We start from the raw sequence: 24353 nt of genomic DNA on the forward strand, positions 1-24353 counted from the left end.
CGTAAGCGTTTGGCCGGAAGAGCGGGTGGGAGCGGGTTTGTCGGAGCAGCCAACGGAGTACCGGATCGAGGATCTGGCCCACCACAGCGGTGCCACGGTCCGGACGATCCGCGCCTACCAGGACCGCGGCCTGCTGCCCCGGCCGGAGCGCCGGGGCAGGTCCAACGTGTACGGGGACACGCATCTGGCCAGGCTGCGGCAGATCGCGGACCTGCTGGACCGGGGTTACACCCTGGCCTCCATCAAGGAGCTGCTGGAGGCATGGGACGCCGGCCGCGGTCTGGGCGGCGTGCTCGGGCTGGTCGCCGAGGTCGACGGCCCGTGGACGGACGAGAAGGCCGACCGGATCTCCCGCGAGGAGCTCGACACCACGTTCGGCGGCACGCCCGACGAGGACGCGATACGGGAGGCGATCGAGCTAGGTGTCCTGGAGCGGGTCCCGGGCCGGGAGGACGAGTTCCTCGTCCCGAGCCCCCAAGAGCTGGCGGTGGCGGCCGAGTTGTACGAGGCGGGTGTGCCGCTCTCCGCGATCTCGGGCCATCTGAGGGAACTTCGCGTCCAGGTCGAGCACATCGCCTCGCGTTTCCTGGAGTTCACCACCGAGCACGTCTTCGCGCGTTATCTGGAGCACCGGCCGCCGACAGACGCGGACGCGGCCGCGGCGGCGACGATGGTGCGCCGGCTCAGGCCCCTCGCCCAGCAGACCGTCGACGCGGAACTGGCGCGCGCGATGCGCCTGTTCGCCACTCGGCACCTCCAGCATCATCTGGCGGCCGAACCACCGCCGGTACGGGACGACGAGCCGCGTCCGGTGGCGCTCCCGTCGGCAACGATTCGTGCCGTGCAGCAGCTCGTTGGAGCGGAGAACGTGACGGCGTTCATCGCGGCCGCTGCTGAACGGGAGGTACAGTCCCGGACATTGGACGCACTGACCCTAAATCGCTCCGAACGCAGCTGAGTAGCACAAAAGCCCTGCATTGAAGGCCGGTTGTCCACAGAATCGCCAATTCCCCTGTGGATAACTCGACTTGGTTGTGGATCAAACATCTGTGCCGCAATTCAATGGCTCGTCGGACGGCCCTCCGGCATCCTGGCGCCATGAACAGACCGATGGACGAGAGACGCACCGTGAAGGTGTCGAAGTACCTCTCGAAGCATCTGCGCCATCAGCCCGAGCGCATCGGGCTGGTTCTCGACGCCAACGGCTGGACCGAGATCGACGCGCTCCTGCGAGCGGCGGCCGAGCACGGCTTCCCGATCAGTCGCGCCGAGCTCGACCATGTCGTCGCCTCCAACGACAAGAAGCGCTTCGCGATCGACGGAACACGGATCCGGGCCAGCCAGGGCCACACCGTCACCGTGGACCTGGACCTTCCGCCCGCCGAACCCCCCGCGTACCTCTACCACGGCACGGTCGCCGCCCAGCTGGACGCCATCCGGGCCGAGGGCCTGCGTCCCATGTCCCGCCACCACGTCCACCTCTCGCCCGACCGCGAGACCGCGACCCGGGTCGGCGCACGCCGTGGCCGCCCGGTGGTCCTGAGCGTGGACGCGGGCGCGATGCACCGGGCGGGGTACGTCTTCCACGTCAGCGCGAACGGGGTCTGGCTGACCGACACCGTCCCCCCGCGGTTCCTCCGCTTCCCCGGCTGAGACTCCTGCGGGCCGTCGTATGGTCGAGTGCATGACCCTGCGCCTGAGCACCCTGATCCTTCCCGTCCACCGCTGGCACGACGGCGGCCGCGAGCGCTGGCTGCGTGCGGAGGAGCTCGGCTTCCACGCCGCTTACACCTACGACCACCTGTCCTGGCGGACCTTCCGCGACGGCCCCTGGTTCGGCGCCCTCCCCACCCTCACCGCCGCCGCGACGGCCACCGATCGCCTGCGCCTGGGAACCCTGGTCACCTCCCCGAACTTCCGCCACCCGGTGACGCTCGCCAAGGAACTCATCTCCCTGGACGACATCTCGGGCGGTCGGATCACACTCGGCATCGGCGCCGGCGGCAACGGCTTCGACGCCACCGTGCTCGGCCAGGAGCCGTGGACCCCCAAGGAGCGGGCGGACCGGTTCGGCGAGTTCCTGCCCCTGCTCGACCGGCTGCTCACCGAGGACGCGGTGACCCATCGGGGCACCCACTACTCCGCCGACGAGGCCCGCAACATCCCCGGCTGTGTCCAGCGCCCGCGCCTGCCGTTCGCCGTGGCGGCCACCGGCCCGCGCGGCCTGAAGCTCGCCGCCCGCCACGGTCAGGCGTGGGTGACCACCGGCGACCCGAAGCTGAACGCGGAGGGCACGCCGGAGCAGTCGGTCGAGGCGATCCGCGGCCAGGTCGAGAAGCTCGGCAAGGCATGCGCGGAGACCGGCCGCGACGTGACCGAGCTGGACAAGATCCTGCTCACGGGCTTCACCCCCGACCGCGGACGACCGCTGACGTCCCTGGACGCGTTCGTCGACTTCGCCGGCCGCCACCAGGAGCTCGGCTTCACCGAGATCGTGCTCCACTGGCCCATCCCCGACTCGGACTTCGCCGCCGAGCAGGCCGTCTTCGAGGAGATCGCCACCGAGGCCGTCGCGCAGCTCGGCTGATCCGGCGAGGGACGGGGCGGCGGGAAAGCGGGCGGCGGAAACGCCGCTCTCAGATGTGCGCCCCCTCGCACGCCCGTGCACGCGGTACGGAAGAATGGATCGGTGACCTCACCCCACTCCCCGCGCCCCGCCGCCCCGGCCCCCCGGCTGATCGCCACCGACCTCGACGGCACACTGCTGCGCGACGACAAGTCCGTCTCGGAGCGCACGGTCGCGGCGCTCGCCGCCGCCGAGCAGGCCGGAATCGAGGTCTTCTTCGTCACCGGCCGCCCGGCGCGCTGGATGGACGTCGTCAGCGACCACGTCCACGGCCACGGCCTCGCGATCTGCGCGAACGGTGCGGCCGTGGTCGATCTGCACGCGGGGGGAACGTTCCTTGAGGTACGCCCGCTGGACCGGGCCGTCGCGCTCGAGGTCGTGACGACACTGCGCGCCGCAGCGCCCGGCACTTCGTTCGCGGTCGAGCTCACCTCGGGCATCCACTACGAGCCGCAGTACCCGCCTTTCTTCCTCGACCCGGGGGCGACCATCGCCACCGCGGAGAAGCTGCTCTTCGAGGAGGAGCCCGGCGCCGCCGCGCCGGTGCTCAAGCTGCTCGCCCAGCACCCGGATCTCGACCCCGACGCCTTCCTGTCCACGGCCCGCGCGGCCGCGGGCGATCTGGCCTCGTTCACCCGCTCCAGCCCGACGGCGCTTCTGGAGATCAGCGGCCTCGGCGTCTCGAAGGCGTCCACCCTGGCGCTCTGCTGCGCCGAGCGGGGCATCTCCGCCGACGAGGTCGTCGCCTTCGGCGACATGCCCAACGACATCGAGATGCTCGGCTGGGCCGGCCGCTCGTACGCGATGGGCAACGCCCACCCGGATGTGATCGCCGCCGCCTCCGGCCGTACGGTCGCCAACAACGAGGACGGCGTGGCCGTCGTCATCGAGCGCATCCTCGCGGGCACGATCGACGACGACTGACGCATCGATCCGGAGACCACGCCCGACCGAGGCCCCGGGCGGGCCGGCACCCGACGGGCCCACCCCGCCGGGCGGCCTGCAGCGGGGCCTGCCCGCCCCGCCGAGGGCTTACAGCGGGGCCTGCCCGCCCCGCCGAGGGCTTACAGCGGGGCCTGCCACACCACCGTCGTACCGCCGCCGTCCTCGCCGATCCCCGGGCCGCACCAGCTCGACCCGCCGAGCGACTCCGCGCGCCGCGCCAGGTTCCGCAACCCGCTGCGCCGCCCGCCCTCCGGGAGGCCCACGCCGTCGTCGGCCACCGACAGCCGGACCCCGGCGGCGCCGTCCGGCAGCTCCGCCCCCGCGTCGACGACGACCTCGATCCGACTCGCCGCGGCGTGCCGGAAGGCGTTGGAGAGGGCTTCGCGCAGGGCGGCGATCAGGTTCTTGCCGGTGAGGTCGCCGACCGTCGAGTCGATCGCGCCCAGGAAGCGGTGCGCGGGGGTGAAGCCCAGCGGCACGGCGGCCATGTTGATCTCCCGCAGCACGCGGGTGCGCAGCCCGGACGGCGCCTCGGCGGGCTCCTGCTGAAGCGCGAAGATCGCGGTACGGATCTCCTGGATGGTGACGTCCAGTTCGTCCACGGCCTTGCCGACACCCTCGCGCACCGCCGGGACGACCGACGTGCGCTGTGCGCTCTCCAGCATCATCCCGGTGGCGAAGAGCCGCTGGATGACGAGGTCGTGCAGGTCGCGGGCGATCCGGTCGCGGTCCTCGTAGACCGCGAGCCGCTCCCGGTCGCGCTGCGCGTCGGCCATCATCAGCGCGAGCGCCGCCTGGGACGCGAACTGGGTGGCCAGGGTCCGCTCCGTCTCCGTGAACTGCCTGCCTTCCCGGGCGCGCGGCATGGCGAGGGCGCCGAGCACCTTGCCGCCGCTGTGCAGGGGCAGCAGCATGCACGGTCCGTACGGGGAAGCCAGCCGGCTGATCATGCGCGGATCGTCGGAGGCGTCGTCCACGAAGACCGCCTCGCCCTCCAGCAGTCGCTCCGTCACCGCGCTCTCGGGCGGAATCACCACGCCCAGCGAGGAGCTCGGGCGGTCGGAGGAGACGGCGACGATCTCCAGGCCGCCGTCCCGGGCCGGAAGCAGGACGATCCCGGCGGCCGCGTCGGCGAGTCTGCGGGCCTGCTCGGCGACGACCGCGAGGGCGTCGTCCGCGTCCCCACCGGAGAGCAGGGCGGTGGTGACCGCGACCGAGCCGTCGATCCAGCGCTCTCGCTGGCGGGCGGCCTCGTAGAGGCGGGCGTTGCCGATGGCGATCCCCGCCTCGGTGGCGAGGACCCGGACCACGTGGGTGTCGTAGTCGCTGAACTCGCCGCCGTTCTTCTCGGCGAGATAGAGGTTGCCGAAGTTCTCCCCCTGGACCCGGATCGGGACCCCGATGAAGGTGCGCATCGGAGGATGTCCCGGCGGGAAACCGGCGGAGCGCGGGTCGGTGGTCAGGTCGGCCAGCCGGATCGTCCCTGGTTCGTGGATCAGCGCGCCGAGCAGTCCCGCATGCCCGTCAGGGCGCCTCCCGATCCGGTGGGCGACCTCTTCGCCGACGCCGAAGGTGACGAAGTCGAAGAGCCCTTCGCCGTCCTCGTCGACCACCCCGATCGCGGCGTAGCGGGCGTCGGTGAGCTCGGCCGCGGTCTCGCAGATGCGGTCGAGGGTGGAGTGGAGTTCGAGGCCCGTGCCGACGGAACGCATGGCTTCGAGAAGCTGCGGCACCCGTGCCGTGAGCTCGGTCGACAGGCCCTGGAGGCTGCGGGTGGCCTCGGTCGCGGCTTCCACGGGGTCGGGGAGATCGGGCACGGCGGCGGTCATGACGTTGAGCCTAGTAAGTCCTATTTCGCGAGAAAAGTCGGGCGCTGTGTCGTTCTCCCCGTGCCGAGGAGCAGGTCGCTCTCGCGTTCCTGCTCCAGCATCCGGTGCAAGGGGCCCTCGGCCCGCGCGAGCTGGGCGTACGGACCGCGCTGAACGGTCCGGCCCTCGTCCAGGACCACCACCTCGTCGACGGCGTCGAGCCCGCGCAGCCGGTGCGTGATCAGAACGGTGGTGCGGCCCTCGGTGGCCCGCAGCAGGTCGTCGGTGAGCGCGTCCGCCGTGGCCAGGTCCAGGTGCTCGGCCGGTTCGTCGAGGACGAGGACGGGGAAGTCGGCGAGGAGCGCCCGGGCGAGCGCGAGGCGCTGCCGCTGACCGCCGGAGAGCCGGGAGCCGTGCTCGCCCACCGGCGTGTCGAGGCCGTCCGGCAGCCCGTTCACCCAGTCGAGGAGCCTGGCCCGGTCCAGGGCCGCCCGCAGTTCGTCGTCGTCGGCGCCCGGCCGCGCGAGGCGCAGGTTCTCGCGGAGGGTGCTGTCGAAGGTGTGGGCGTCCTGGGCGCAGAGGCCGACGAAGCGACGGACGTCGTCGCCGTCGAGCTCCGCCGCGTCCACCCCGCCGAGCCGGTACGTTCCGGCCTCGGCGTCCAGGAAGCGCAGCAGCACCTGGGCCAGGGTGGTCTTGCCCGAGCCGGAGGTGCCGACGACGGCGACCCGGCGTCCGGCCTCCAGGGTGAGGGTGAAACCGGCGAGTGCCTCCCGCTCCTGCCCCGCGTGGCGGGCGGCGAGGCCGACGACCTCCAGCGGGAAGGGGCTCTGCGGCGGTGCGGCGGGCCGCGCGGGTTCCCGCACGGGTACGGGGGCGTCGAGCACTTCGTACACCCGCTCGGCACTGCGCCTGACGCGCTGGCGGTACTGGACGGCCAGCGGAAGACCGGTGACGGCCTCGAAGGCGGCGAGCGGGGTGAGAACGACGACGGCGAGCGCCACACCGTCGAGGCGCCCGTCCCGTACGGCCTGGACGCCGACGAGCGCGGCGGCGGCGACCGTCACACCGCAGACGAGCGCGGACAGCCCGGCCCCGAGCGCGGTGGCGGCGGCCTGCCGGGAGGCGATGGAGGTGAGCGCACGGTCGGCGGCCCTGGCCCGCTCGATACGGTCCTTCAGCGCCCCGGCGACCGTCAGTTCGGCGCAGCCGCGCAGCAGGTCCAGGACCGTGACGGCGAGCGCGCCCCGGGAGGGGGCGAGCCGTCGTTCGGCCCGGCGCGCAAGGGTGCCGCTCAGCAGCGGGACCGCCACTCCGGCGGCCAGCAGGCCCGCGGCGAGCACGGCCCCGGCCTCGGGCAGCAGCCAGGCCGTGAACCCGACGGAGCCGGCCCCGACCACGACCGCGGCGCCCGCGGGCATCAGCCACCGCAGCCAGTAGTCCTGGAGGGCGTCGACGTCCTGGACGAGCCGGGAGAGGAGGTCGCCCCGGCGCGCGCCGCGCAGCCCCGCGGGGGCGATGCGCTCCAGGCGGCGGTAGACGGACACCCTCAGTTCCGCGAGCATCCGCAGGACGGCGTCGTGGGACACGAGCCGCTCGGCGTACCGGAACACCGCCCGCCCGATGCCGAACGCGCGCGTGGCCGTGACGGCCATCATCAGATAGAGCACCGGCGGCTGTTCGGAGGCCCGTGAGATGAGCCAGCCGGACACCGCCATGAGTCCGACGGCGGAGCCCAGCGCCAGGCTCCCGAGCAGCAGGGCGAGCCCCATCCGCCCCCTGAGCTCCCCCGCCATGGCCCGGACACGCCCGAAGACGGAACGTCCGGCCATGGCCGGTTCCTCGTCCGCCACCTCCGTGCCGGTCACCGCGACCGCGACCGCAGGCACCGAGGAGGCGGGAGACCACGAGGAACCGCCGGCCTGTTCCGTGTCCGTCGCGTCCACGGCCCCGGTCCGCCCGATCTCCACCACACGGTCGGCGACCGCGAGCAGCGCCGGACGGTGGACGACCAGAAGCACCGTGCGTCCGACGGCGAGACGACGGACCGCGTCGACCACGCCCGCCTCCGTCTCACCGTCCAGCGCGGCCGTGGGCTCGTCCAGCAGAAGCAGCGGCCGGTCGGCGAGGAACGCACGCGCCAGGGCGAGCCGCTGGCGCTGTCCCGCGGAGAGGCCCGCGCCGTCCTCGCCCAGCAGCGTCCCGACGCCCTCCGGAAGGTCCGCGACGAACCCGTCCGCACCGGCGTCCCGCAGGGCCTCCCGTACCGCCTCGTCCGAGGCGTCCGGCCGGGCCAGGCGGACGTTCTCGGCGATCGTGCCCGCGAAGAGGTACGGACGCTGGGGCACCCAGGCGATCCGCGAGCGCCATTCCTCCACGTCCAGCGCACCGAGCTCCACGCCTCCGACGCGAACCGAGCCGCCCTCCGTCGGTGGCGCGAATCCCAGCACCACATCGAGCAGCGTCGACTTGCCCACGCCGCTCGGTCCCACGAGGGCCACCGTCTCGCCCGGTTCCACGACGAGCGAGGCCGCGTCGAGCGAGGGTTCCGTGCGCCCGGCGTGCCGCACGGTCACGTTCTCGAGCTCGATGCGCGCCGTCGACGGCACGGCTCCCGCGCCGCGTTCCGGCGCCGGAGTCTGCAGGACGTCGAAGATCTCCTCCGCGGCGGCCAGTCCCTCCGCCGCCGCGTGGTACTGCGCCCCCACCTGCCGGATCGGCAGATAGGCCTCCGGTGCGAGCACCAGAATCACCAGGCCGGTGTAGAGATCGAGATCCCCGTGGACCAGCCGCATCCCGATGCCCACCGCGACCAGCGCCACCGACAGCGTCGACAGCAGCTCCAGCGCGAAGGACGACAGGAACGCGATGCGCAGTGTCCTCATCGTCGCCTGCCGGTACTCCGACGTGATGGCGCGGATCGACTCGGCCTGCGCCTTCGCCCGGCCGAACACCATGAGCGTCGGCAGCCCGGTCACGACATCGAGGAAGTGACCCGAGAGCCGGGACAGCAGCTTCCACTGACGGTCCATCCGGGCCTGGGTGTACCAGCCGATGAGGATCATGAAGAGGGGGATCAGCGGCAGGGTCACGACGATGACCGCCGCCGAGATCCAGTCCTCGGTGACGATCCTCGCCAGGACCGCCACGGGCACGACCACCGCGAGCCCCAGTTGGGGCAGATAGCGGGAGAAGTAATCGTCGAGCGCGTCCACTCCCCGCGTCGCGAGCGCGGCCAGCGAGCCGGCCTTCTGCCCACTGAGCCATCCAGGACCCAGGGTGGCCGCGTGCGCCAGCAGTCGGCCCCGGAGTTCGGACTTGACCGCCGCGCTCGCCCGGTGGGCGGCCAGCTCGGTCAGCCAGGAGACAAGCCCCCGCCCTGCCGCCACTCCGGCGAGCAGCAGCAGGGGCGTGGTCAGATCGGAAACCGACAGGCCCTTCTGGAAGGCCCCCACCACGACCTCGGCGATGAGCATCGCCTGGGCGACGACCAGCGCCGCCCCGGCCAGGCCGAGAACCACCACTGCCGTCAGGAAGAGACGGGTGGCCCGGGCGTACCGGAGGAGACGCGGGTCGATCGGTTTCACGTGAAACATCCCTCCTAGTGAGCGGCTTCGGCGATGTGCTGGGTGCCGATCCGCTTACGGAACACCCAGTAGGTCCACCCCTGGTAGAGCAGCACCAACGGAGTGGCGATCGCCGCCAACCAGGTCATGATCCTCAGCGTGTACGGGCTCGACGACGCGTTCGTCACGGTAAGGCTCCACGCGGGGTCGAGCGACGACGGCATGACGTTCGGGAAGAGCGTCAGGAACAGCATGGCGACCGCCGCCGCGATGGTGATGCCCGACAGCGCGAACGACCAGCCCTCGCGGCCCGCCTTGATCGCGCCGATCGCACCGACCAGCGCCACGGCGGCGACAAGCAGCGCGGCCAGGCTCCCGGCGTCACCCGAGTCGGCCTGGGTCCAGGTGAGGAATCCGAGGGCGAGCACGGCCGTGGCCAGTCCGAGCTTGAGTGCGAGCGCCCGGGCCCGTACCCGGATGTCGCCGACCGTCTTGAGCGCGGCGAAGACCGCCCCGTGGAAGGTGAAGAGCGCGAGGGTGACCAGGCCGCCGAGGATGGCGTACGGGTTCAACAGGTCCCCGAAGGTGCCGACGTACTCCTTCTGCGCGTCGATCTTCACGCCGTGCACGAGGTTGCCGAAGACGACGCCCCACAGCACGGCGGGGATCAGGGAGGTCCAGAAGATGGCCTGCTCCCAGTTGCGTTGCCAGTTCTCCTCCGGCCGCTTCGCCCGGTACTCGAAGGCGACGCCGCGCACGATCAGACAGACCAGGATGATCAGCAGCGGCAGGTAGAAGCCGGAGAAGAGCGTCGCGTACCAGTCGGGGAAAGCGGCGAAGGTCGCGCCGGCGGCGGTCAGCAGCCACACCTCGTTGCCGTCCCAGACGGGACCGATGGTGTTGATCAGCACCCGCTTCTCCGAGCGCCCACGGGCGAGCAGCTTGGTCAGGACGCCGATGCCGAAGTCGAATCCTTCGAGGAAGAAGTAGCCGATCCAGAGGACGGCGATGAGTACGAACCAGACGTTGTGGAGTTCCATGCCTCGATCTCCTGAGCCTCAGTACGAGAAGGCCATGGGCCGGTCGGGGTCGCGGTGGTCCCCGCCGATCTTCATGGGCGGGTTGAGGTCGTCCGCGCCGAGCTCGGGCGGTCCGGCCTTGACGTACTTGATCATCAGCCTGACCTCGATCACGGCGAGCACGGCATAGAGCAGGGTGAAGACGGTCATCGAGGTGAGGACCTCAGCCGTCGAGACGCCGGGGGAGACCGCGTCCCGGGTACGCAGCACGCCGTAGACGACCCAGGGCTGGCGGCCCATCTCGGTGAAGATCCAGCCCCAGGAGTTGGCGATCAGCGGGAAGAGCATGGTCCAGAGGGCCACGACCCAGTACCACTTCGCCAGGCGCGGGCTGAGCGCCTGCCGCCTGAACAGGACCAGGTTCGGCACCTCGTCGTCACCGGTCCGCATCCCGGGCGCCAGCATGAACTTCTTCCGGGTCAGCCAGAGACCGAGCATGCCGAGTGTCAGCGAGGCCATGCCGAAACCGATCATCCAGCGGAAGCCCCAGTAGGCGACCGGGATGTTCGGCCGGTAGTCACCGGGCCCGAACTTCTCCTGCTCGGCCTTGTTGACGTCGTTGATGCCCGGGACGTACGAGCTGAAGTCGTCGTTCGCGAGGAAGGACAGCAGGCCCGGGATCTCCACGGCGACCTTGTTGTGGCCCTTCTCGACATCTCCGTAGGCGAAGATCGAGAAGGGTGCGGGGGCTTCGCCGTCCCACAGCGCCTCGGCGGCGGCCATCTTCATCGGCTGCTGCTTGAACATCACCTTGCCGAGCAGATCACCGCTGATCGCCGTGCCGAGCCCGGCGATGATCAGCGTGATCAGGCCCAGCCGCAGCGAGGTCCGCATCACCGGCACGTGCTTCTTGCGCGCCAGGTGGAAGGCGGAGATGCCCACCATGAACGCGCCGCCGACCAGGAACGCGGCCGTCATGGTGTGGAAGAACTGGGTGAGGGCGGTGTTCTGGGTGAGCACGAGCCAGAAGTCGGTGAGCTCGGCCCGGCCCCGCTCCTCGTTGATGCGGTAGCCGACCGGGTGCTGCATCCAGGAGTTCGCCGCCAGGATGAAGTACGCCGAGAGGATGGTGCCGATCGAGACCATCCACATGCAGGCCAGGTGGATCTTCTTGGGCAGCTTGTCCCAGCCGAAGATCCACAGCCCGATGAAGGTGGACTCGAAGAAGAAGGCGATCAGCGCCTCGAAGGCCAGCGGGGCGCCGAAGACGTCGCCGACGAAGCGCGAGTAGTCGGACCAGTTCATGCCGAACTGGAACTCCTGCACGATGCCCGTGACCACACCCATCGCGATGTTGATCAGGAAGAGCTTGCCCCAGAACTTCGTCGCCCTGAGGTACTTCTCCTTCTCCGTGCGCACCCAGGCGGTCTGCAGGCCGGCGGTGAGAGCGGCGAGGGAGATCGTCAGAGGGACGAAGAGAAAGTGGTAGACGGTGGTGATGCCGAACTGCCAGCGCGCCAGAGTCTCTGGCGCCAGAGCGAGGTCCACGTCGTCTTCTCCTTACATCGCCGTGGTCACAGCGGGGCAGCCTGCCCCTTCATTCCCACCCATCCCGGGATGAACTGTGACACGCTTGTGAACGCGTTCACATTCACAAGCATTATGGCTCATACGAAATCCGTACGTAAGACCGGGGGTCCCCTACTCGAAGGTCACCTCTTCCCCAGACCTTCAACATATTGTTGAATCTGGGGCATGACCCTTCGGATGCGTATCTCCTGGCCGGCCGGGCACACCACGGCCACCCTCGAAGAAACCCCCACGAGCAAGGCGCTCGCGGGGGCTCTCCCGATCTCCTCCACTGCCCGGACCTGGGGCGAGGAGGTCTATTTCGACACACCGGTCTCCACTGCGGTCGAGGCCGACGCGCAGCAGGTGGTGGAGCCGGGCACGGTCGCCTTCTGGACCGAGGGCGACGCCCTCGCGCTCCCCTACGGCCCCACCCCGATATCGCGCGGCTCCGAATGCCGGCTCGCGAGCCCGTGCAACCTCCTGGGCTCGCTCGACGGCGATCCGCGCGTCCTGGCCACCGTCAGGGACGGCGACCCGATCCGCGTCGAGCTCGTCGAGGGCTGACCGGCCGCCCCCGACAACGCTCCACCCGGTCGGTCAGCCTTCCCGGCGGAAGCCCTCCGCCGCCTTCAGGAACAGGTCGTTCGCCTCGGACTCACCGATCGTGACGCGCACGCCCTCGCCCGCGAACGGCCGCACCACGACACCGTGCCGCTCACACTCCGCCGCGAAGTCCATCGTCCGCTCACCGAGCCGCAGCCAGACGAAGTTCGCCTGGGTGTCCGGCACGGTCCAGCCCTGGGCCACGAGCCCGGCGTGGACCCGCTCGCGCTCGCACACCAACGAGCCGACCCGCCCGATCAGTTCGTCCTCGGCCCGCAGCGAGGCCACCGCCGCGTCCTGGGCGACCTGACTGACTCCGAACGGCACCGCCGTCTTGCGCAGCGCCGCCGCCACCGGCTCGTGGGCGATCGCGAAGCCGACCCGCAGCCCCGCGAGACCGTACGCCTTGGAGAACGTCCGCAGCACCGCCACGTTCGGGCGATCGCGGTAGAGCTCGATGCCGTCCGGCACGTCGGTGTCGCGGACGAACTCCCGGTACGCCTCGTCGATCACCACGAGGACGTCGGAGGGCACCCGGTCCAGGAAACGCTCCAGCTCGGCCCGGCGCACCGCCGTGCCCGTGGGGTTGTTCGGGTTGCAGACGAAGATCAGCCGGGTCCGCTCGGTGATCGCCTCGGCCATCGCGTCGAGATCGTGGACCTCGCCCTCGGTCAGCGGCACCTGCACCGGCGTCGCCCCGCTGATCTGCGTGATGATCGGGTACGCCTCGAAGGACCGCCAGGCGTACATGACCTCGTCGCCCGGGCCGGCCGTCGCCTGGATGAGCGACTGCGCGATGCCCACCGAGCCCGTGCCGGTGGCCAGGTGCGAGAGAGGGACGCCGAAGCGGTCGGCGAGCTCCTGCATCAGACCGGTGCAGGCCATGTCGGGGTAGCGGTTGAAGGTCGCGGCCGCGGCCAGCGCGCTCTCCATGACCCCCGGCAGCGGCGGGTACGGGTTCTCGTTGGAGGACAGCTTGAAGGCGACCGGGCCACCCGAGGCGGCCGGCTTGCCCGGCTTGTACGTGGGGATGCCGTCCAGCACGGCGCGCAGCCTCGGGCTGCCCGCGCTCGTCCCGCCGGTCTCGCTCACTGAGCTCACTGTGGTCCTCCTCGACCGTCCGTACCACCAATACTCCTCACCTTATGAGGATTCCCCTCCGCTGCGAATGGGCTGTGGACAACAGGTGGGACAAGCTGTGGACACGAGAGGGAGCGCGGGGCTGGGTGGCGCGCGCCGGTGGCGGGCGCCGTGGCGCGCATCCCCCGTAGAGGTGAGTTGAGACCTCTTCGAGACATCGCCCCCTAGGCAGGCCCATGCGCGTCGACAACCATAGATCACACCTGCACACCCCCAACTACCTTGATTTCCAAGGCAATTGAGTGTTTTCGATCATGCAGAAACGTGCCTGTCAACGCGTGCATATGCGACCGGCCCAACCACCCGCCCTCGCCCTACTATCGGCTCGCCATGACAGCAGCAGGGAAGCACCAGGTGAGCCGGGCACAGACCCGGGGAAGCCGGCAGGGCCGAGCGGGCATCCGGGACGTGGCCGCAGCCGCCGGAGTCTCCATCACGACTGTCTCCGACGCGCTCAACGGCAAGGGCCGGCTCCCGGACGCCACCCGCCGCCACGTCCGCGAGGTCGCAGACCGGCTGGGCTACCGCCCATCCGCAGCGGCCCGCACGCTCCGTACCGGCAAATCGGGCCTCATCGGCCTGACCGTGACGACCTACGGGGATGAACCTTTCACCTTCACCGAATTCGCGTACTTCGCGGAGATGGCCAGAGCCGCCACATCGGCCGCACTCGCGCGCGGCTATGCCCTGGTCATCCTCCCCGCCACCTCCCGCCATGACGTCTGGTCCAACGTCGCCCTCGACGGAACCGTCGTCATCGACCCCTCCGACCACGACCCGGTCGTCACCGAGCTCGTCCGCCAGGGCCTCCCCGTCGTCTCCGACGGACGCCCCGCCGGCACCCTCCCGGTGACCGCATGGGTCGACAACGACCACGAAGCCGCCGTACTCGACCTCCTCGACCATCTCGCGGCCGCCGGCGCCCGCCGGATCGGCCTGCTGACCGGCACGACCACCGACACGTACACCCGCCTGTCCACCACCGCGTACCTCAACTGGTGCGAGCGGGTCGGACAGGACCCCGTCTACGAGGCCTATCCGGCGCACGATCCGTGCGCGGGCGCCGTCGCGGCCGACCGGCTGCTCGCCCGCCCCGACCGACCCGACGCCGTCTACGGACTCTTCGACCCCAACGGGACCGATCTGCTGGCGGCCGCCCGCCGCTACGGACTGCGCGTCCCCGAGGATCTGCTGCTGGTCTGCTGCAGCGAGTCGACCGTCTACGCCACCACCGAACCACCCATCACGACACTCTCGCTCAAACCCCGGCGTATCGGCACGGCCGTCGTCCAGCTCCTCATCGACGCCATCGAGGGGAACGACACCGACGGACCGGTCGAGCAGGTCATACCGACCGAACTCATCGTGCGGACGTCCTCCCAGAGGCGTTCGCCGCGCACGACAGTCAGCCCGCCCAGGTCACCTTCGAAGGACTAGCGCAGCATCAGCGAAGGGCCGGCGAGGACCAGCGAAGGACCGGTACGCGCCGGATGCCCGGCTCGGACCGGGCACAAACCCGGTCCGAGCCCGGCCTCGACCCTGGCCTAGACCTTCTCAATTCGGGCGAAACAACCGGTGAACCCGGAGTGGACCCGGATTCACCACCCCTGGTGCGTCACACAGGCGGACCCTCATTCCTATGATGGGCGCACGACACCGCGGACCACCCCGACCAGGCCGGTCCGCGATGTGCAGGGCATCGCGACGGTGGTGGAGGGGTCGATGACTCAGGGGGCCGGGCAGGAACCCGTGGTGCGCACGGCGACATTGCGTGACTTCCGCGTACCGCCGTACGCCCGGGTGCCCGTGCAGGGCCACGCGGGCGAGCCTCCTTCCGGGGCCCCCGGTGGCCCGGTCGGCGGACACCTCGAACCCGAGGCCCCCGCCGGTCCGGCCGGCACCTTCTTCGAACCGGGCACACCCGGTGGGCCGCTCGGCACTCCCGGCGGCCCCACCGGGCCGACCGGCACCTTCGGCGAGCCGACCGGCGCACTCCCCGCGCACGGCGCGTCCGCCGGGCCGCTCGATCCCACCCTCCACCTCCCCCTCGCGGGCGGCGCGTCCTCCATCGTCGCCGTCGCCACCGGACACCCCGGCAACGCCTTCCCCGAGGAGGACCTGCCCGAGGGCTACACCCCGACCGAGCGCGATCTGCCGGTCATCAACCGGGGCGACACGGTGCAGGTGCGGGTCGACCCGGTCGCGGTCCCGGCTCCCGCGCCGAGCCCCGCAGGCGAAGGCCCCGGGCCGCTCTACGTGGTCGGCGACGTCCACGGCTACCTCGACGAGCTCCTCGCCGCCCTGCACGCGCAGGGCCTCATCGACGAGAACGGCTCCTGGGCCGCCGGCAACGCCCGCCTCTGGTTCCTCGGCGACTTCACCGACCGCGGCCCCGACGGCATCGGCGTCATCGATCTCGTCATGCGGCTGTCCGCCGAGGCCGCGGCCGCCGGCGGCTACTGCAAGGCCCTGATGGGCAATCACGAACTGCTCCTGATCGGGGCCAAGCGGTTCGCCGACACCCCGGTCAACTCCGGCGCGGGCACCGCCACCTTCCAGGCCGCCTGGTTGCTCAACGGCGGCCAGAAGCACGACATGGACCGCCTCCAGGACGTCCACCTGCAGTGGATGTCCCGGCTCGACGCCGTCGTGGAGGAGGACGGGCACCTCCTGGTGCACTCCGACACGACCGCCTACCTCGACTACGGCAGCACGATCGAGGACGTCAACGAGACCGTCCACGAGATCATCAACCGGAACGACGCCGACGAGGTCTGGGACCTGTTCCGGAAGTTCACCAAGCGCTTCGCCTTCCGCGACGACGGCGGCCCCCAGGCCGTCCAGGAGCTGCTCGCCACCTACGGCGGCCGCCGGATCGTGCACGGCCACAGCCCCATCCCGTACCTCTTGGGACAGGTCGGGACCGAGGACGGCGAGGAGACCTCCGGTCCGGTCGTCGACGGCCCGCACGTGTACGCGGACGGTCTGGCGATCGCGATGGACGGCGGAGTGACCATGGCCGGAAAGCTACTGGTCGTCCAACTCCCCCTGCATGGCTGACGCATAACCCTCCGCATCCGGGGAAGTCGATTTCAGGAAACCCCCTGTCACCCTGTGCCGTAACCGCAATACCATCGGCTCATCCGTAGCAGGCTCTCCTCCGTTTCCGCCCAACTGCCCGTCATCCACGGACAACGCGGCCTTACGGAGCATCGGGGGATGCACATGAACGTGGCTCCGCACCTGCTGACCGAGGACCGTGCCGAGTACGAGCGCGTCCTCGACGATGCACTGCGTCACGCGCACGACCGGCCGGATCTCGCCGAGATCGGGAAACGGCTCACGTCCGAACAGCTGCGCACGATGGCCCTGAGCGCGACAGCGCTGATCACCGCGGCGGCGGCGGTGGAGTACGACCACTTCGTCAAGGTCCGCGCGGAGGGCCGTTCGTCGAGCGGTACGAGCGTGATGGACGCCGTTCTCGCGGCGGACGGAGAAGGCGCGGCCGGAGGCCCGGGCGCGGGCATCGTCGCGGTCGTCACCGTCCTCGCTCCCGTGCTCTCGGGCACGGCCGCAGTGATATTCCTGCTGGTCGGCGCCGTTCTCAAGGTGCTTTCCCCCACGCTCGTGTTCGCCGACACGCTGCTGACGGCGGGCTGGTTCTTCGGGGCCGTCGCCGCCGCGGGTCTGCTCTGCGCGGCGGCCGGCCTCCTCATGACCGCGCTGCGGAACCGCTCCACGGAAGTGGCCGCGGGAGCCTCGGGCGGGCAGGACGACGAGCTCTCCAGGGCCCGCGAGGCCTGGCGCACCGCCCTGCTGGAACGGGGCATCCTGCCGTTCCTCCGCGAGGCCCTGGCCGACCCCGCCGCACGCCCGGCTCCGCCCCTGCCCCCACAGCGCACGGAGCGTACGGACCGCATCCCGAAGATCGGCTACAGCGGACCGAACTTCTCCAGCCCGAGCGAGGGCGCCTCGGGCACCCGCCCACGGTTCAGCAGCCCGGACTTCACCGGCCCCGACTTCACCGGGCCGGACCTGAGCTCACCGGAGCCGCGGCCGGAGTGATCTCCGGCCGGTCGGCTCAGAGGACCCCGGCCCGGCCCGCGGCGGTGATCCAGGACGGGAACTCGGAGAGAAGCCGGTCGTACAGCTCCGGGTCCGGAACCGTGCTGATGTCGTCGACGGCGAAGAAGCCGACGTTGTCCACGAGCCGGCCCGCCAAGGTGTCGAGCCGTTCGAGGACTCCGTACTGGGCCCGCCCCAGGCCCACGAACTGCCAGAAGATCGGTTCCGCCGCCGCGTCCCGAAGCTCCCGCTCGATCTCCGCGTTGCGGTACACCCCGCCGTCGGAGAAGAACAGCACGAGCGTGGGGGCGGCCGCCGGATTCTCCCGGACGTAAGCGCGGACCTGGGCGATCGCCTTCTGCTCCTCGTTCTGGATGCCCACGTCCCGCATGTCGATCTGGCCGGCCTCCAGCCCCTTCGGCGGCTTCCTGCGGCGGAAGAGGCCCACCGCTCCCGCCCGGACATGGAGCCGCAGCCAGTCGGGCAGCTCGCCGAGTCGCAGATCCGGCAGCCGCACCGCGTTCGAAGCGAAGGTCCAGGCCTGCATCTCGCCATCGTCGTCCAGTTGCGCGGCGACGGCGGCCATGCGCTCGACGACATCGGCCACCACACCCCTCGAGTACAAGGACGCCATGGAGCCGGATGCGTCGAGGACGAGGATGACGCGGGCCGTGATCCCCTCCGCACCGTGCTTGCGCAGGCTCACCGCGACCTGTTCCTTGCGGAGCGACAAGCGCTTGCGCATGTCGACAGGCAGGCGCTCCACATCCTTCTCGAAACGCGGCCCGGAAGCCGCGGGCGCAGCTGCTGGGACGGCCGGAACGGATGCGGGAGCCGGCCGCCGCTCAGGCTCCGGTTCCTCGTCGACGCTGATCCCGAAGTCGGTGGCGAGTCCGGCCAGTCCGGAGGCGTACCCCTGCCCGACGGCGCGGAACTTCCACTGCCCCGATCGGCGGTACAACTCCCCGCCGATGAACGCGGTCTCCGTCGTGGCGGTCATCTCGAACCGGGCGATCTCGCTCTCCGTGCCCGCGTCGACCAGCCGCAGAGTCAGTCCGGGCACCTGCCCGAACGTCCCGCCGTCCGCCGACGCACACAGGACGACGCGGTCGACAGCGGGCTCCAGTCCCCCCAGATCCACTTCGATCGTGTCGGTCGTCTCGTCGGCCGTCCGGGACGTCCCGCCCACGGCCTGCCGCTTCCCGAGATGGCGTACGGCCCCGGAAGCGTGTCTCGGCTGGTTGTAGAAGACGAAGTCACCGTCGTCCCGCACCCGTCCGGCCTCGGTGAGCAGCAGCGCCGAGGCGTCGCTGTCCGGTACTCCCCGCCCCGCCGTCCAGGAGAGCACGGCACGCACCACGGGAGAGCCGACGGGAAGATTGGCGCCCTTGCTGAGGGAACTCGCTGTCATGACGCCAGTCTGCCCAGTCCGCGGCGCCATGGGACCTCATTCGCCCCCTCATCCGGAACGGCGGATCCGCCGACTCGGCTCACCGGCCGTGCCGACCGGCAGCCCCGAACGCGACCGGCCGACGACGCCCCCGTAGCCGTCGGCCGGTCAGCTCACTCTCCCGGTCAGTCCGCCAGCGGCAGGTAGACCCGGTTGCCCGCGGCCGCGAACTCCGCGGACTTCTCCGCCATCCCGGCCTCGATCTCCTCCGACGCGAGATCGCCGCCGTGCTCACGCCGGATGTCCTGCGAGATCTTCATCGAGCAGAACTTCGGACCGCACATCGAGCAGAAGTGCGCGGTCTTCGCGGGCTCCGCCGGCAGCGTCTCGTCGTGGAACTCACGGGCCGTGTCCGGGTCCAGCGCCAGGTTGAACTGGTCCTCCCAGCGGAACTCGAACCGCGCGTCCGACAGCGCGTCGTCCCATTCCTGCGCCCCCGGGTGCCCCTTGGCCAGGTCGGCCGCGTGCGCCGCGATCTTGTACGTGATGACGCCGGTCTTCACGTCGTCGCGGTTGGGCAGGCCCAGGTGCTCCTTGGGCGTGACGTAGCAGAGCATCGCCGTGCCCCACCAGGCGATCATCGCGGCGCCGATGCCGGAGGTGATGTGGTCGTACGCCGGAGCGACGTCCGTCGTCAGCGGGCCGAGGGTGTAGAACGGCGCCTCCTCACAGATCTCCTGCTGGAGGTCGATGTTCTCCTTGATCTTGTGCATCGGGACGTGGCCCGGGCCCTCGATCATCGTCTGCACGTTGTGGCGCTTCGCGATCGTGTTGAGCTCGCCGAGCGTCTTCAGCTCCGCGAACTGCGCCGCGTCGTTGGCGTCCGCGATCGAACCGGGGCGCAGGCCGTCACCCAGCGAGTACGTCACGTCGTACGTCGCGAGGATCTCGCAGAGCTCCTCGAAGTTCGTGTAGAGGAAGTTCTCCTTGTGGTGCGCGAGGCACCAGGCGGCCATGATCGAACCGCCGCGCGAGACGATGCCGGTCTTGCGGCGGGCGGTCAGGGGGACGTACGGCAGCAGCACGCCGGCGTGCACCGTCATGTAGTCGACGCCCTGCTCGGCCTGCTCGATGACCGTGTCCTTGTAGATCTCCCAGGTCAGTTCCTCGGCCTTGCCGTCGACCTTCTCCAGCGCCTGGTAGAGCGGCACGGTGCCGATCGGCACGGGGGAGTTGCGCAGCACCCACTCGCGGGTGGTGTGGATGTTGCGGCCGGTGGAGAGGTCCATGACCGTGTCCGCGCCCCACTTGGTCGCCCAGGTCATCTTCTCCACCTCCTCCTCGATGGAGGACGTGACCGCGGAGTTGCCGATGTTGGCGTTGACCTTCACCAGGAACCGCTTGCCGATGATCATCGGCTCGATCTCCGGGTGGTTCACGTTCGCCGGGAGCACCGCGCGACCCGCGGCGATCTCCTCCCGTACAACCTCGGGGGAGACGTTCTCCCGGATCGCGACGTACTCCATCTCCGGAGTGATCTCGCCCCGGCGGGCGTACGCGAGCTGGGTCACCGCCTGGCCGTCACGGCCCCGGCGGGGCAGCCGGGGCCGGCCGGGGAAGACCGCGTCGAGGTTCTTCAGCCCACCACCGCGCGGCGAGGTGTGCTTGATGCCGTCGTCCTCGGGGCGCACGGGCCGGCCCGCGTACTCCTCGGTGTCGCCGCGGCCGATGATCCAGTTCTCGCGCAGCGGCGGGAGGCCCCGCCGTACGTCGGTGTCGATGGTGGGGTCGGTGTACGGACCGGACGTGTCGTAGAGCGTCACGTCCTTGCCGTTGGTGAGGTGCACCTGTCGGACGGGCACCCGGAGGTCGGGGCGCGAGCCCTCGATGTACCCCTTGTGCCAGCCCGGCTTGCGCTCGTCCTGGCTGGTGGCAGGCGTGCGTGCATCCTGAATGGTCATGAGACCGATCTCCCTACGCCGGCATTACCCGGTAACAGGTTCGGCGGTCGGCGCAGCCTCCTCCCGTACGTACGTCCAGTACGCGCGTACGGTGATCAGCGCCCTCTCAGCCCGGTGCTCCGAGCTCCCGCGTGTGCAAAGGTGCCACCACGCTAGCGTCAATCCGGCCGTGCTGAACAGTGGGCCCCCATCGTTCTTGCGATGATCGGTCGGTGACTTCCTCGCAGCAGACCCCAGAACCCGACGGCCACGGCGGACACGGCGACGCGGGCCACGGGCACGGCCACGCCCACAGCCACGGGCCTGCCGCGCCTGTCTCCCGTCATCTGCGCAGAGTCATCGCCGCCGTCCTGATCCCGTTCGCCACGGCCGTGGTGGTCGGTCTCGCGGTCCTGTGGCCGGGAGGCGCCCCGGAGCACGAGCGCACCGGAGTCGGTTTCGACCGGCAGACCTTCCAGGGCAAGGTCGTCGCGGTCGAGCAGGTCGACTGCAAGGACGTGAACGCCGCCCAGGTCCCGCCGACCGGGGACACGTCCACCCCCCAGGGCCGGGAGGCCGTCAACGCCCAGCAGGCGACGTGCGAGAAGGCGACGGTCGAGGTCACCGACGGCCCCGACAAGGGCCGCACGTTCACGGAGATCGTGCAGCCGGACGCGCCGCGTCAACTGGACGAGGGGCAGGGCGTGGTGGTGGCGTACGCCCCCGACGCCCCGCGCGATCTGCAGTATTCGGTGACGGACGTGAACCGCAAGGTTCCGCTGACGGTCCTCGCCCTGATCTTCGCGATCGTGGTCGTGCTGGTCGGCCGGATGCGCGGCGTGATGGCGCTGATCTCGCTCGCCCTGAGCTTCCTGATCCTGACCTTCTTCATCCTGCCGGCGATTCTTCAGGGCTCGAATCCGCTGGTGGTCGCGGTGGTCGGATCGAGCGCGATCATGCTGATCGCGCTCTACATGTGCCACGGCCTGTCGGCCCGTACCTCGGTGGCGGTGCTCGGCACCCTGATCTCACTGCTGCTGATCGGGCTGCTCGGCTCGGTCTTCATCGGCTGGGCGTCGCTGAGCGGCAACACGGACGACAACACGGGCCTGATCCATGGCCTGTACCCGGAGATCGACATGTCCGGCCTGCTGCTCGCGGGCATCATCATCGGCTCGCTGGGTGTCCTCGACGATGTGACGGTGACCCAGACCTCGGCGGTGTGGGAGCTGCACCAGGCCGACCCCCGGATGGGCCCGCGCGCGCTCTACCGGGCCGGGATCCGGATCGGCCGCGACCACATCGCGTCCGTGGTGAACACGCTGGTGCTCGCCTACGCCGGTGCGGCCCTGCCTCTGTTGCTGCTCTTCTCCATCGCGCAGAGCAGTGTGGGGACGGTGGCCAACAGCGAGCTGGTCGCGGAGGAGATCGTACGGACGCTGGTGGGATCGATCGGTCTCGTCGCGTCGGTCCCGGTGACCACCGCGCTGGCCGCCCTCGTGGTCTCCGCCGACCGGCCGGGCGGCCTCGCGCCGGAGAAGCGCGCGGCCAGGGGTGGGCGCCGCCGCCGGGCGAAGTGATCGACCGCCTCGGGCGTCGTTCCCTGCGACGGAAGAGACGCCCGGGGCGGAAGAGACGCCCGGGGCGGGTGGGGCGGGCGAGACGGGTGGGGCGGGCGAGACGGGCCGGACGAGCGAGACGGAGCGCCGGGACCAGCGCTGCCTGCGTTCTGCGGCTGCGTTGTGGGGCGCGCGCGTTCTGAGGCGCGTTCTGAGGCGCGTTTCTGAGGCTGCGTCCTCAGCCGGCGTTCTCAGCCGGCGTTCTCAGCCGGCGTTCTCCTCGGCCAGAATGCGGCCGAGAGCAGCTTCCAGATGGCCCTCGAAGTCGCCCAGTGTCCGTTCCTGACCGAGCGGAACCAACCTGTCCGTACGGTCGAGGAAGGCGACGAGCGGCGGAGCGCTGGCCCGGAACAGGGCCCGTTCGCTGCCGACCTGGAGCCGGATGGAGACGTCCGAAAGTGTCTCGCGGCCTGTCGGCGCGATGTGCACATCGCCGTCCCCGCTCGGCCGGTTGATCCCGTCCAGCAGCAATTCCCGTCCGAAGGCCCAGGTCACGGGCGCGTCTCCGGGGAGATGGAAGGTCATCCGCACCGCGTAGGGATCTCCAGTCTCGTACCGGAGTTCCACAGGGATCCTGAAGGAGAGCTCCTCGGAGACGAGGAAGCTCATCAGGACCTCGGCCTGAACCGACTCTCGCATCATGTACCCCGCAGTAGATGAAGCAGTTGTGTAGACACGGCTGCTGAAAGCTGTGATCAAAACGGCCAGGAATGATCCCCCATGGCCCTCTTGACGCAATCGTGCTGGAAGCGCTAGCAGATCACAAGGAGTGATTTTTCAGATACTGATAGAGAAAGCGAAGGAACTGAAGAGCCTTCCGATCTCATTGCGTAGCTGATCGACTGCGGGCAGCAACCGTTCTTCCTGGTGGAGGGGCAGCGAAATCGCCATGGCGGCCGCCGTGGACCCCGCGGTGATGGGGACGGCGGCACAAACCGTGCCCAACGCATACTCCTGACGCTCCACCAGGGGTTCCATTCGCCCCATACCTCCCAAACGCTCCAAAAGCGCCCGTCGGTTACGCACCGTATACGGGGTGATGGATTCCACCGGATGGCGGTCGAGGTGGTCTTGACGACTTCTCAGATCCAGTTGACTGAGCAGGCACTGGCCGATCGCATGGGCGTGGCCGGTCTCGCGGAAGTCCGCCCATTCGTCCACGGCGGGAGCGGAAGGGGTGTCGGCGACGGCGACGAGTTCGATCTCGCCCTCGCGGTAGATCGCGAAGTAGACGGGGACGCCGATCTCGTCGCGCCAGTGCGCGAGCGAGTCTTCGATCTTGGTGCGACGATTCTGCAGAACTCCACCGCCGGCCAGTCGGCCCGCTGCGTCGCCGAACAGGAACACCCCCTTCTCGCGGCGCAGATAGCCTTCGTGCGTCAGGGTGCGGAGCAGGTGGTACGCGGTGGGAAGCGGGAGACCCGCTTCGCGCGCGAGCTGCTTGGCGGGGGCTCCGTCCTCGTGGGAGCCCACGGCTTCCAGGAGTCTCAGCGCCCGCTGCACCGAGCCGATCAGGGTAGGAACAGCAGACTGCGTAGCCGTGGCCAAAGGTCACCCCCAGGCATGACGACGGGTGTTGTGCACCCGCCCGCGGGGGCCGCCCCCGCGCGCCCGCCGCGGCCTGGGAACCGGTGGGGTCCGGTGGCGGACCCGCCCGGGACAGGTGAAGAATGGCTGGTCAGCGCTGTCGTCTACGCCAGTTTCCCCGGGGCGGCAGAGCTTCCACTCTAGGGGCAGGCCCCGGGCGTCGGCGCGGTTTCAACCACCGCGTCCCTCGGCCGGGCTAACAGCCCAGGAGTGGTTCATACCGGCGGGTAGCTTGTGCTACCAATCCTCGCGCGAGGACGACGAGGCGGTGAACTTCCGCACGACGTAGATCAGTCCACCGACGAGGGCGACGAAGACCAGCACCTTGAAGAGCAGACCGATCACGAACATCGCGATGCTGGTGATCAGGCCACCGAAGACAAGCAGGGCGATGACCGGTATGGCCACCCACTTCACCCACCAGGGCATCCCCGCGAGAATCTCTCGTACCGCCATCGCGCCTACCTCTTCTC

Annotated in this window: 19 protein-coding genes; 9 read left to right on the forward strand and 10 right to left on the reverse strand. The window is 70.3% G+C overall.

Annotated features, from left to right (window positions below; genetic code table 11):
• Positions 1–37 precede the first annotated feature (37 nt).
• The 4 genes from ACZ4VW_RS11730 (at position 38) to ACZ4VW_RS11745 (ending at position 3550) form a co-directional block, all read left to right on the forward strand.
• Positions 38–958 carry a MerR family transcriptional regulator gene (locus ACZ4VW_RS11730; RefSeq protein ID WP_467961064.1) on the forward strand — a complete coding sequence of 307 codons (921 nt, stop codon included), beginning with the start codon at positions 38–40 and terminating at the stop codon, positions 956–958.
• A 152-nt stretch (positions 959–1110) separates the two neighbouring features.
• Positions 1111–1653 (forward strand): RNA 2'-phosphotransferase, encoded by a 543-nt coding sequence (locus ACZ4VW_RS11735; RefSeq protein ID WP_467961860.1) that lies wholly within the window; start codon positions 1111–1113, stop codon positions 1651–1653.
• Positions 1654–1684: 31 nt separating this feature from the next.
• Complete coding sequence (locus ACZ4VW_RS11740; RefSeq protein WP_467961066.1) at positions 1685–2587, forward strand: LLM class flavin-dependent oxidoreductase; 903 nt, start codon at positions 1685–1687, stop codon at positions 2585–2587.
• Between the two features lie 102 nt (positions 2588–2689).
• Entirely contained in the window at positions 2690–3550 is an 861-nt protein-coding gene (locus ACZ4VW_RS11745) for a Cof-type HAD-IIB family hydrolase (RefSeq protein WP_467961068.1), read from the forward strand.
• A gap of 140 nt (positions 3551–3690) precedes the next feature.
• Here the strand turns inward: ACZ4VW_RS11745 and ACZ4VW_RS11750 are convergent, their stop codons facing one another.
• From ACZ4VW_RS11750 to ACZ4VW_RS11765, 4 genes are read right to left on the reverse strand one after another with little or no spacing between them, the layout of a single operon-like run.
• The gene (locus ACZ4VW_RS11750; RefSeq protein ID WP_467961070.1) at positions 3691–5400 is read right to left on the reverse strand and encodes a sensor histidine kinase; all 1710 of its coding nucleotides are present in this window, start codon (positions 5398–5400) and stop codon (positions 3691–3693) included.
• 20 nt (positions 5401–5420) lie between these two features.
• Entirely contained in the window at positions 5421–8975 is a 3555-nt protein-coding gene (gene cydD / locus ACZ4VW_RS11755) for a thiol reductant ABC exporter subunit CydD (RefSeq protein WP_467961072.1), read from the reverse strand.
• A 5-nt stretch (positions 8976–8980) separates the two neighbouring features.
• Positions 8981–9985 (reverse strand): cytochrome d ubiquinol oxidase subunit II, encoded by a 1005-nt coding sequence (gene cydB / locus ACZ4VW_RS11760; RefSeq protein WP_467961074.1) that lies wholly within the window; start codon positions 9983–9985, stop codon positions 8981–8983.
• Positions 9986–10003: 18 nt separating this feature from the next.
• Entirely contained in the window at positions 10004–11512 is a 1509-nt protein-coding gene (locus tag ACZ4VW_RS11765) for a cytochrome ubiquinol oxidase subunit I (protein WP_467961076.1), read from the reverse strand.
• Between the two features lie 207 nt (positions 11513–11719).
• On the opposite strand from ACZ4VW_RS11765, the gene ACZ4VW_RS11770 reads away from it, so the two are divergent.
• Positions 11720–12100 (forward strand): cyclophilin-like fold protein, encoded by a 381-nt coding sequence (locus tag ACZ4VW_RS11770; protein WP_467961078.1) that lies wholly within the window; start codon positions 11720–11722, stop codon positions 12098–12100.
• 33 nt (positions 12101–12133) lie between these two features.
• Here ACZ4VW_RS11770 and hisC read toward each other — a convergent pair whose 3' ends face one another.
• Positions 12134–13231, reverse strand: coding sequence for a histidinol-phosphate transaminase (gene hisC / locus ACZ4VW_RS11775; protein ID WP_467961862.1), 1098 nt, complete (start codon positions 13229–13231; stop codon positions 12134–12136).
• Between the two features lie 378 nt (positions 13232–13609).
• Between hisC and ACZ4VW_RS11780 the strand changes: the two genes are divergently transcribed.
• The 3 genes from ACZ4VW_RS11780 to ACZ4VW_RS11790 all read left to right on the forward strand — a co-directional run bounded on the left by ACZ4VW_RS11780 (position 13610) and on the right by ACZ4VW_RS11790 (position 17344).
• On the forward strand, positions 13610–14716 hold the full coding sequence (locus ACZ4VW_RS11780; RefSeq protein WP_467961080.1) for a LacI family DNA-binding transcriptional regulator: 1107 nt from the start codon (positions 13610–13612) through the stop codon (positions 14714–14716).
• 285 nt (positions 14717–15001) lie between these two features.
• On the forward strand, positions 15002–16339 hold the full coding sequence (locus ACZ4VW_RS11785; RefSeq protein WP_467961082.1) for a metallophosphoesterase: 1338 nt from the start codon (positions 15002–15004) through the stop codon (positions 16337–16339).
• Between the two features lie 159 nt (positions 16340–16498).
• Positions 16499–17344, forward strand: a complete 846-nt coding sequence (locus ACZ4VW_RS11790; RefSeq protein WP_467961084.1) for a hypothetical protein — start codon at positions 16499–16501, stop codon at positions 17342–17344.
• A gap of 16 nt (positions 17345–17360) precedes the next feature.
• Here ACZ4VW_RS11790 and ACZ4VW_RS11795 read toward each other — a convergent pair whose 3' ends face one another.
• Both ACZ4VW_RS11795 and thiC read right to left on the reverse strand, forming a co-directional pair.
• Positions 17361–18755 (reverse strand): VWA domain-containing protein, encoded by a 1395-nt coding sequence (locus ACZ4VW_RS11795; protein ID WP_467961086.1) that lies wholly within the window; start codon positions 18753–18755, stop codon positions 17361–17363.
• 164 nt (positions 18756–18919) lie between these two features.
• Positions 18920–20695, reverse strand: a complete 1776-nt coding sequence (gene thiC, locus ACZ4VW_RS11800) for a phosphomethylpyrimidine synthase ThiC (protein WP_467961088.1) — start codon at positions 20693–20695, stop codon at positions 18920–18922.
• Positions 20696–20907: 212 nt separating this feature from the next.
• Between thiC and ACZ4VW_RS11805 the strand changes: the two genes are divergently transcribed.
• Complete coding sequence (locus tag ACZ4VW_RS11805) at positions 20908–22254, forward strand: YibE/F family protein (protein WP_467961090.1); 1347 nt, start codon at positions 20908–20910, stop codon at positions 22252–22254.
• Positions 22255–22497: 243 nt separating this feature from the next.
• On the opposite strand, the gene ACZ4VW_RS11810 is transcribed toward ACZ4VW_RS11805, so the two are convergent.
• The 3 genes from ACZ4VW_RS11810 to ACZ4VW_RS11820 all read right to left on the reverse strand — a co-directional run bounded on the left by ACZ4VW_RS11810 (position 22498) and on the right by ACZ4VW_RS11820 (position 24336).
• Entirely contained in the window at positions 22498–22932 is a 435-nt protein-coding gene (locus ACZ4VW_RS11810; RefSeq protein ID WP_467961864.1) for an SsgA family sporulation/cell division regulator, read from the reverse strand.
• 138 nt (positions 22933–23070) lie between these two features.
• Entirely contained in the window at positions 23071–23841 is a 771-nt protein-coding gene (locus tag ACZ4VW_RS11815; RefSeq protein ID WP_467961092.1) for an IclR family transcriptional regulator, read from the reverse strand.
• 276 nt (positions 23842–24117) lie between these two features.
• Entirely contained in the window at positions 24118–24336 is a 219-nt protein-coding gene (locus tag ACZ4VW_RS11820) for a DUF5326 family protein (RefSeq protein ID WP_467961094.1), read from the reverse strand.
• Positions 24337–24353: the final 17 nt, after the last annotated feature.

Source organism: Streptomyces sp. NPDC029139 (assembly GCF_055564335.1).

What these genes read in the sequence shown, in the direction of transcription:
- ACZ4VW_RS11795 (WP_467961086.1), bottom strand. Translation starts at nt 18,755, where the DNA reads ATGACAGCGAGTTCCCTCAGCAAGGGCGCCAATCTTCCCGTCGGCTCT.
- ACZ4VW_RS11780 (WP_467961080.1), top strand. Translation starts at nt 13,610, where the DNA reads ATGACAGCAGCAGGGAAGCACCAGGTGAGCCGGGCACAGACCCGGGGA.
- cydD (WP_467961072.1), bottom strand. Translation starts at nt 8,975, where the DNA reads ATGTTTCACGTGAAACCGATCGACCCGCGTCTCCTCCGGTACGCCCGG.
- cydB (WP_467961074.1), bottom strand. Translation starts at nt 9,985, where the DNA reads ATGGAACTCCACAACGTCTGGTTCGTACTCATCGCCGTCCTCTGGATC.
- ACZ4VW_RS11750 (WP_467961070.1), bottom strand. Translation starts at nt 5,400, where the DNA reads ATGACCGCCGCCGTGCCCGATCTCCCCGACCCCGTGGAAGCCGCGACC.
- ACZ4VW_RS11735 (WP_467961860.1), top strand. Translation starts at nt 1,111, where the DNA reads ATGGACGAGAGACGCACCGTGAAGGTGTCGAAGTACCTCTCGAAGCAT.
- ACZ4VW_RS11820 (WP_467961094.1), bottom strand. Translation starts at nt 24,336, where the DNA reads ATGGCGGTACGAGAGATTCTCGCGGGGATGCCCTGGTGGGTGAAGTGG.
- thiC (WP_467961088.1), bottom strand. Translation starts at nt 20,695, where the DNA reads ATGACCATTCAGGATGCACGCACGCCTGCCACCAGCCAGGACGAGCGC.
- ACZ4VW_RS11740 (WP_467961066.1), top strand. Translation starts at nt 1,685, where the DNA reads ATGACCCTGCGCCTGAGCACCCTGATCCTTCCCGTCCACCGCTGGCAC.
- ACZ4VW_RS11790 (WP_467961084.1), top strand. Translation starts at nt 16,499, where the DNA reads ATGCACATGAACGTGGCTCCGCACCTGCTGACCGAGGACCGTGCCGAG.
- ACZ4VW_RS11785 (WP_467961082.1), top strand. Translation starts at nt 15,002, where the DNA reads ATGACTCAGGGGGCCGGGCAGGAACCCGTGGTGCGCACGGCGACATTG.
- ACZ4VW_RS11770 (WP_467961078.1), top strand. Translation starts at nt 11,720, where the DNA reads ATGACCCTTCGGATGCGTATCTCCTGGCCGGCCGGGCACACCACGGCC.
- ACZ4VW_RS11810 (WP_467961864.1), bottom strand. Translation starts at nt 22,932, where the DNA reads ATGCGAGAGTCGGTTCAGGCCGAGGTCCTGATGAGCTTCCTCGTCTCC.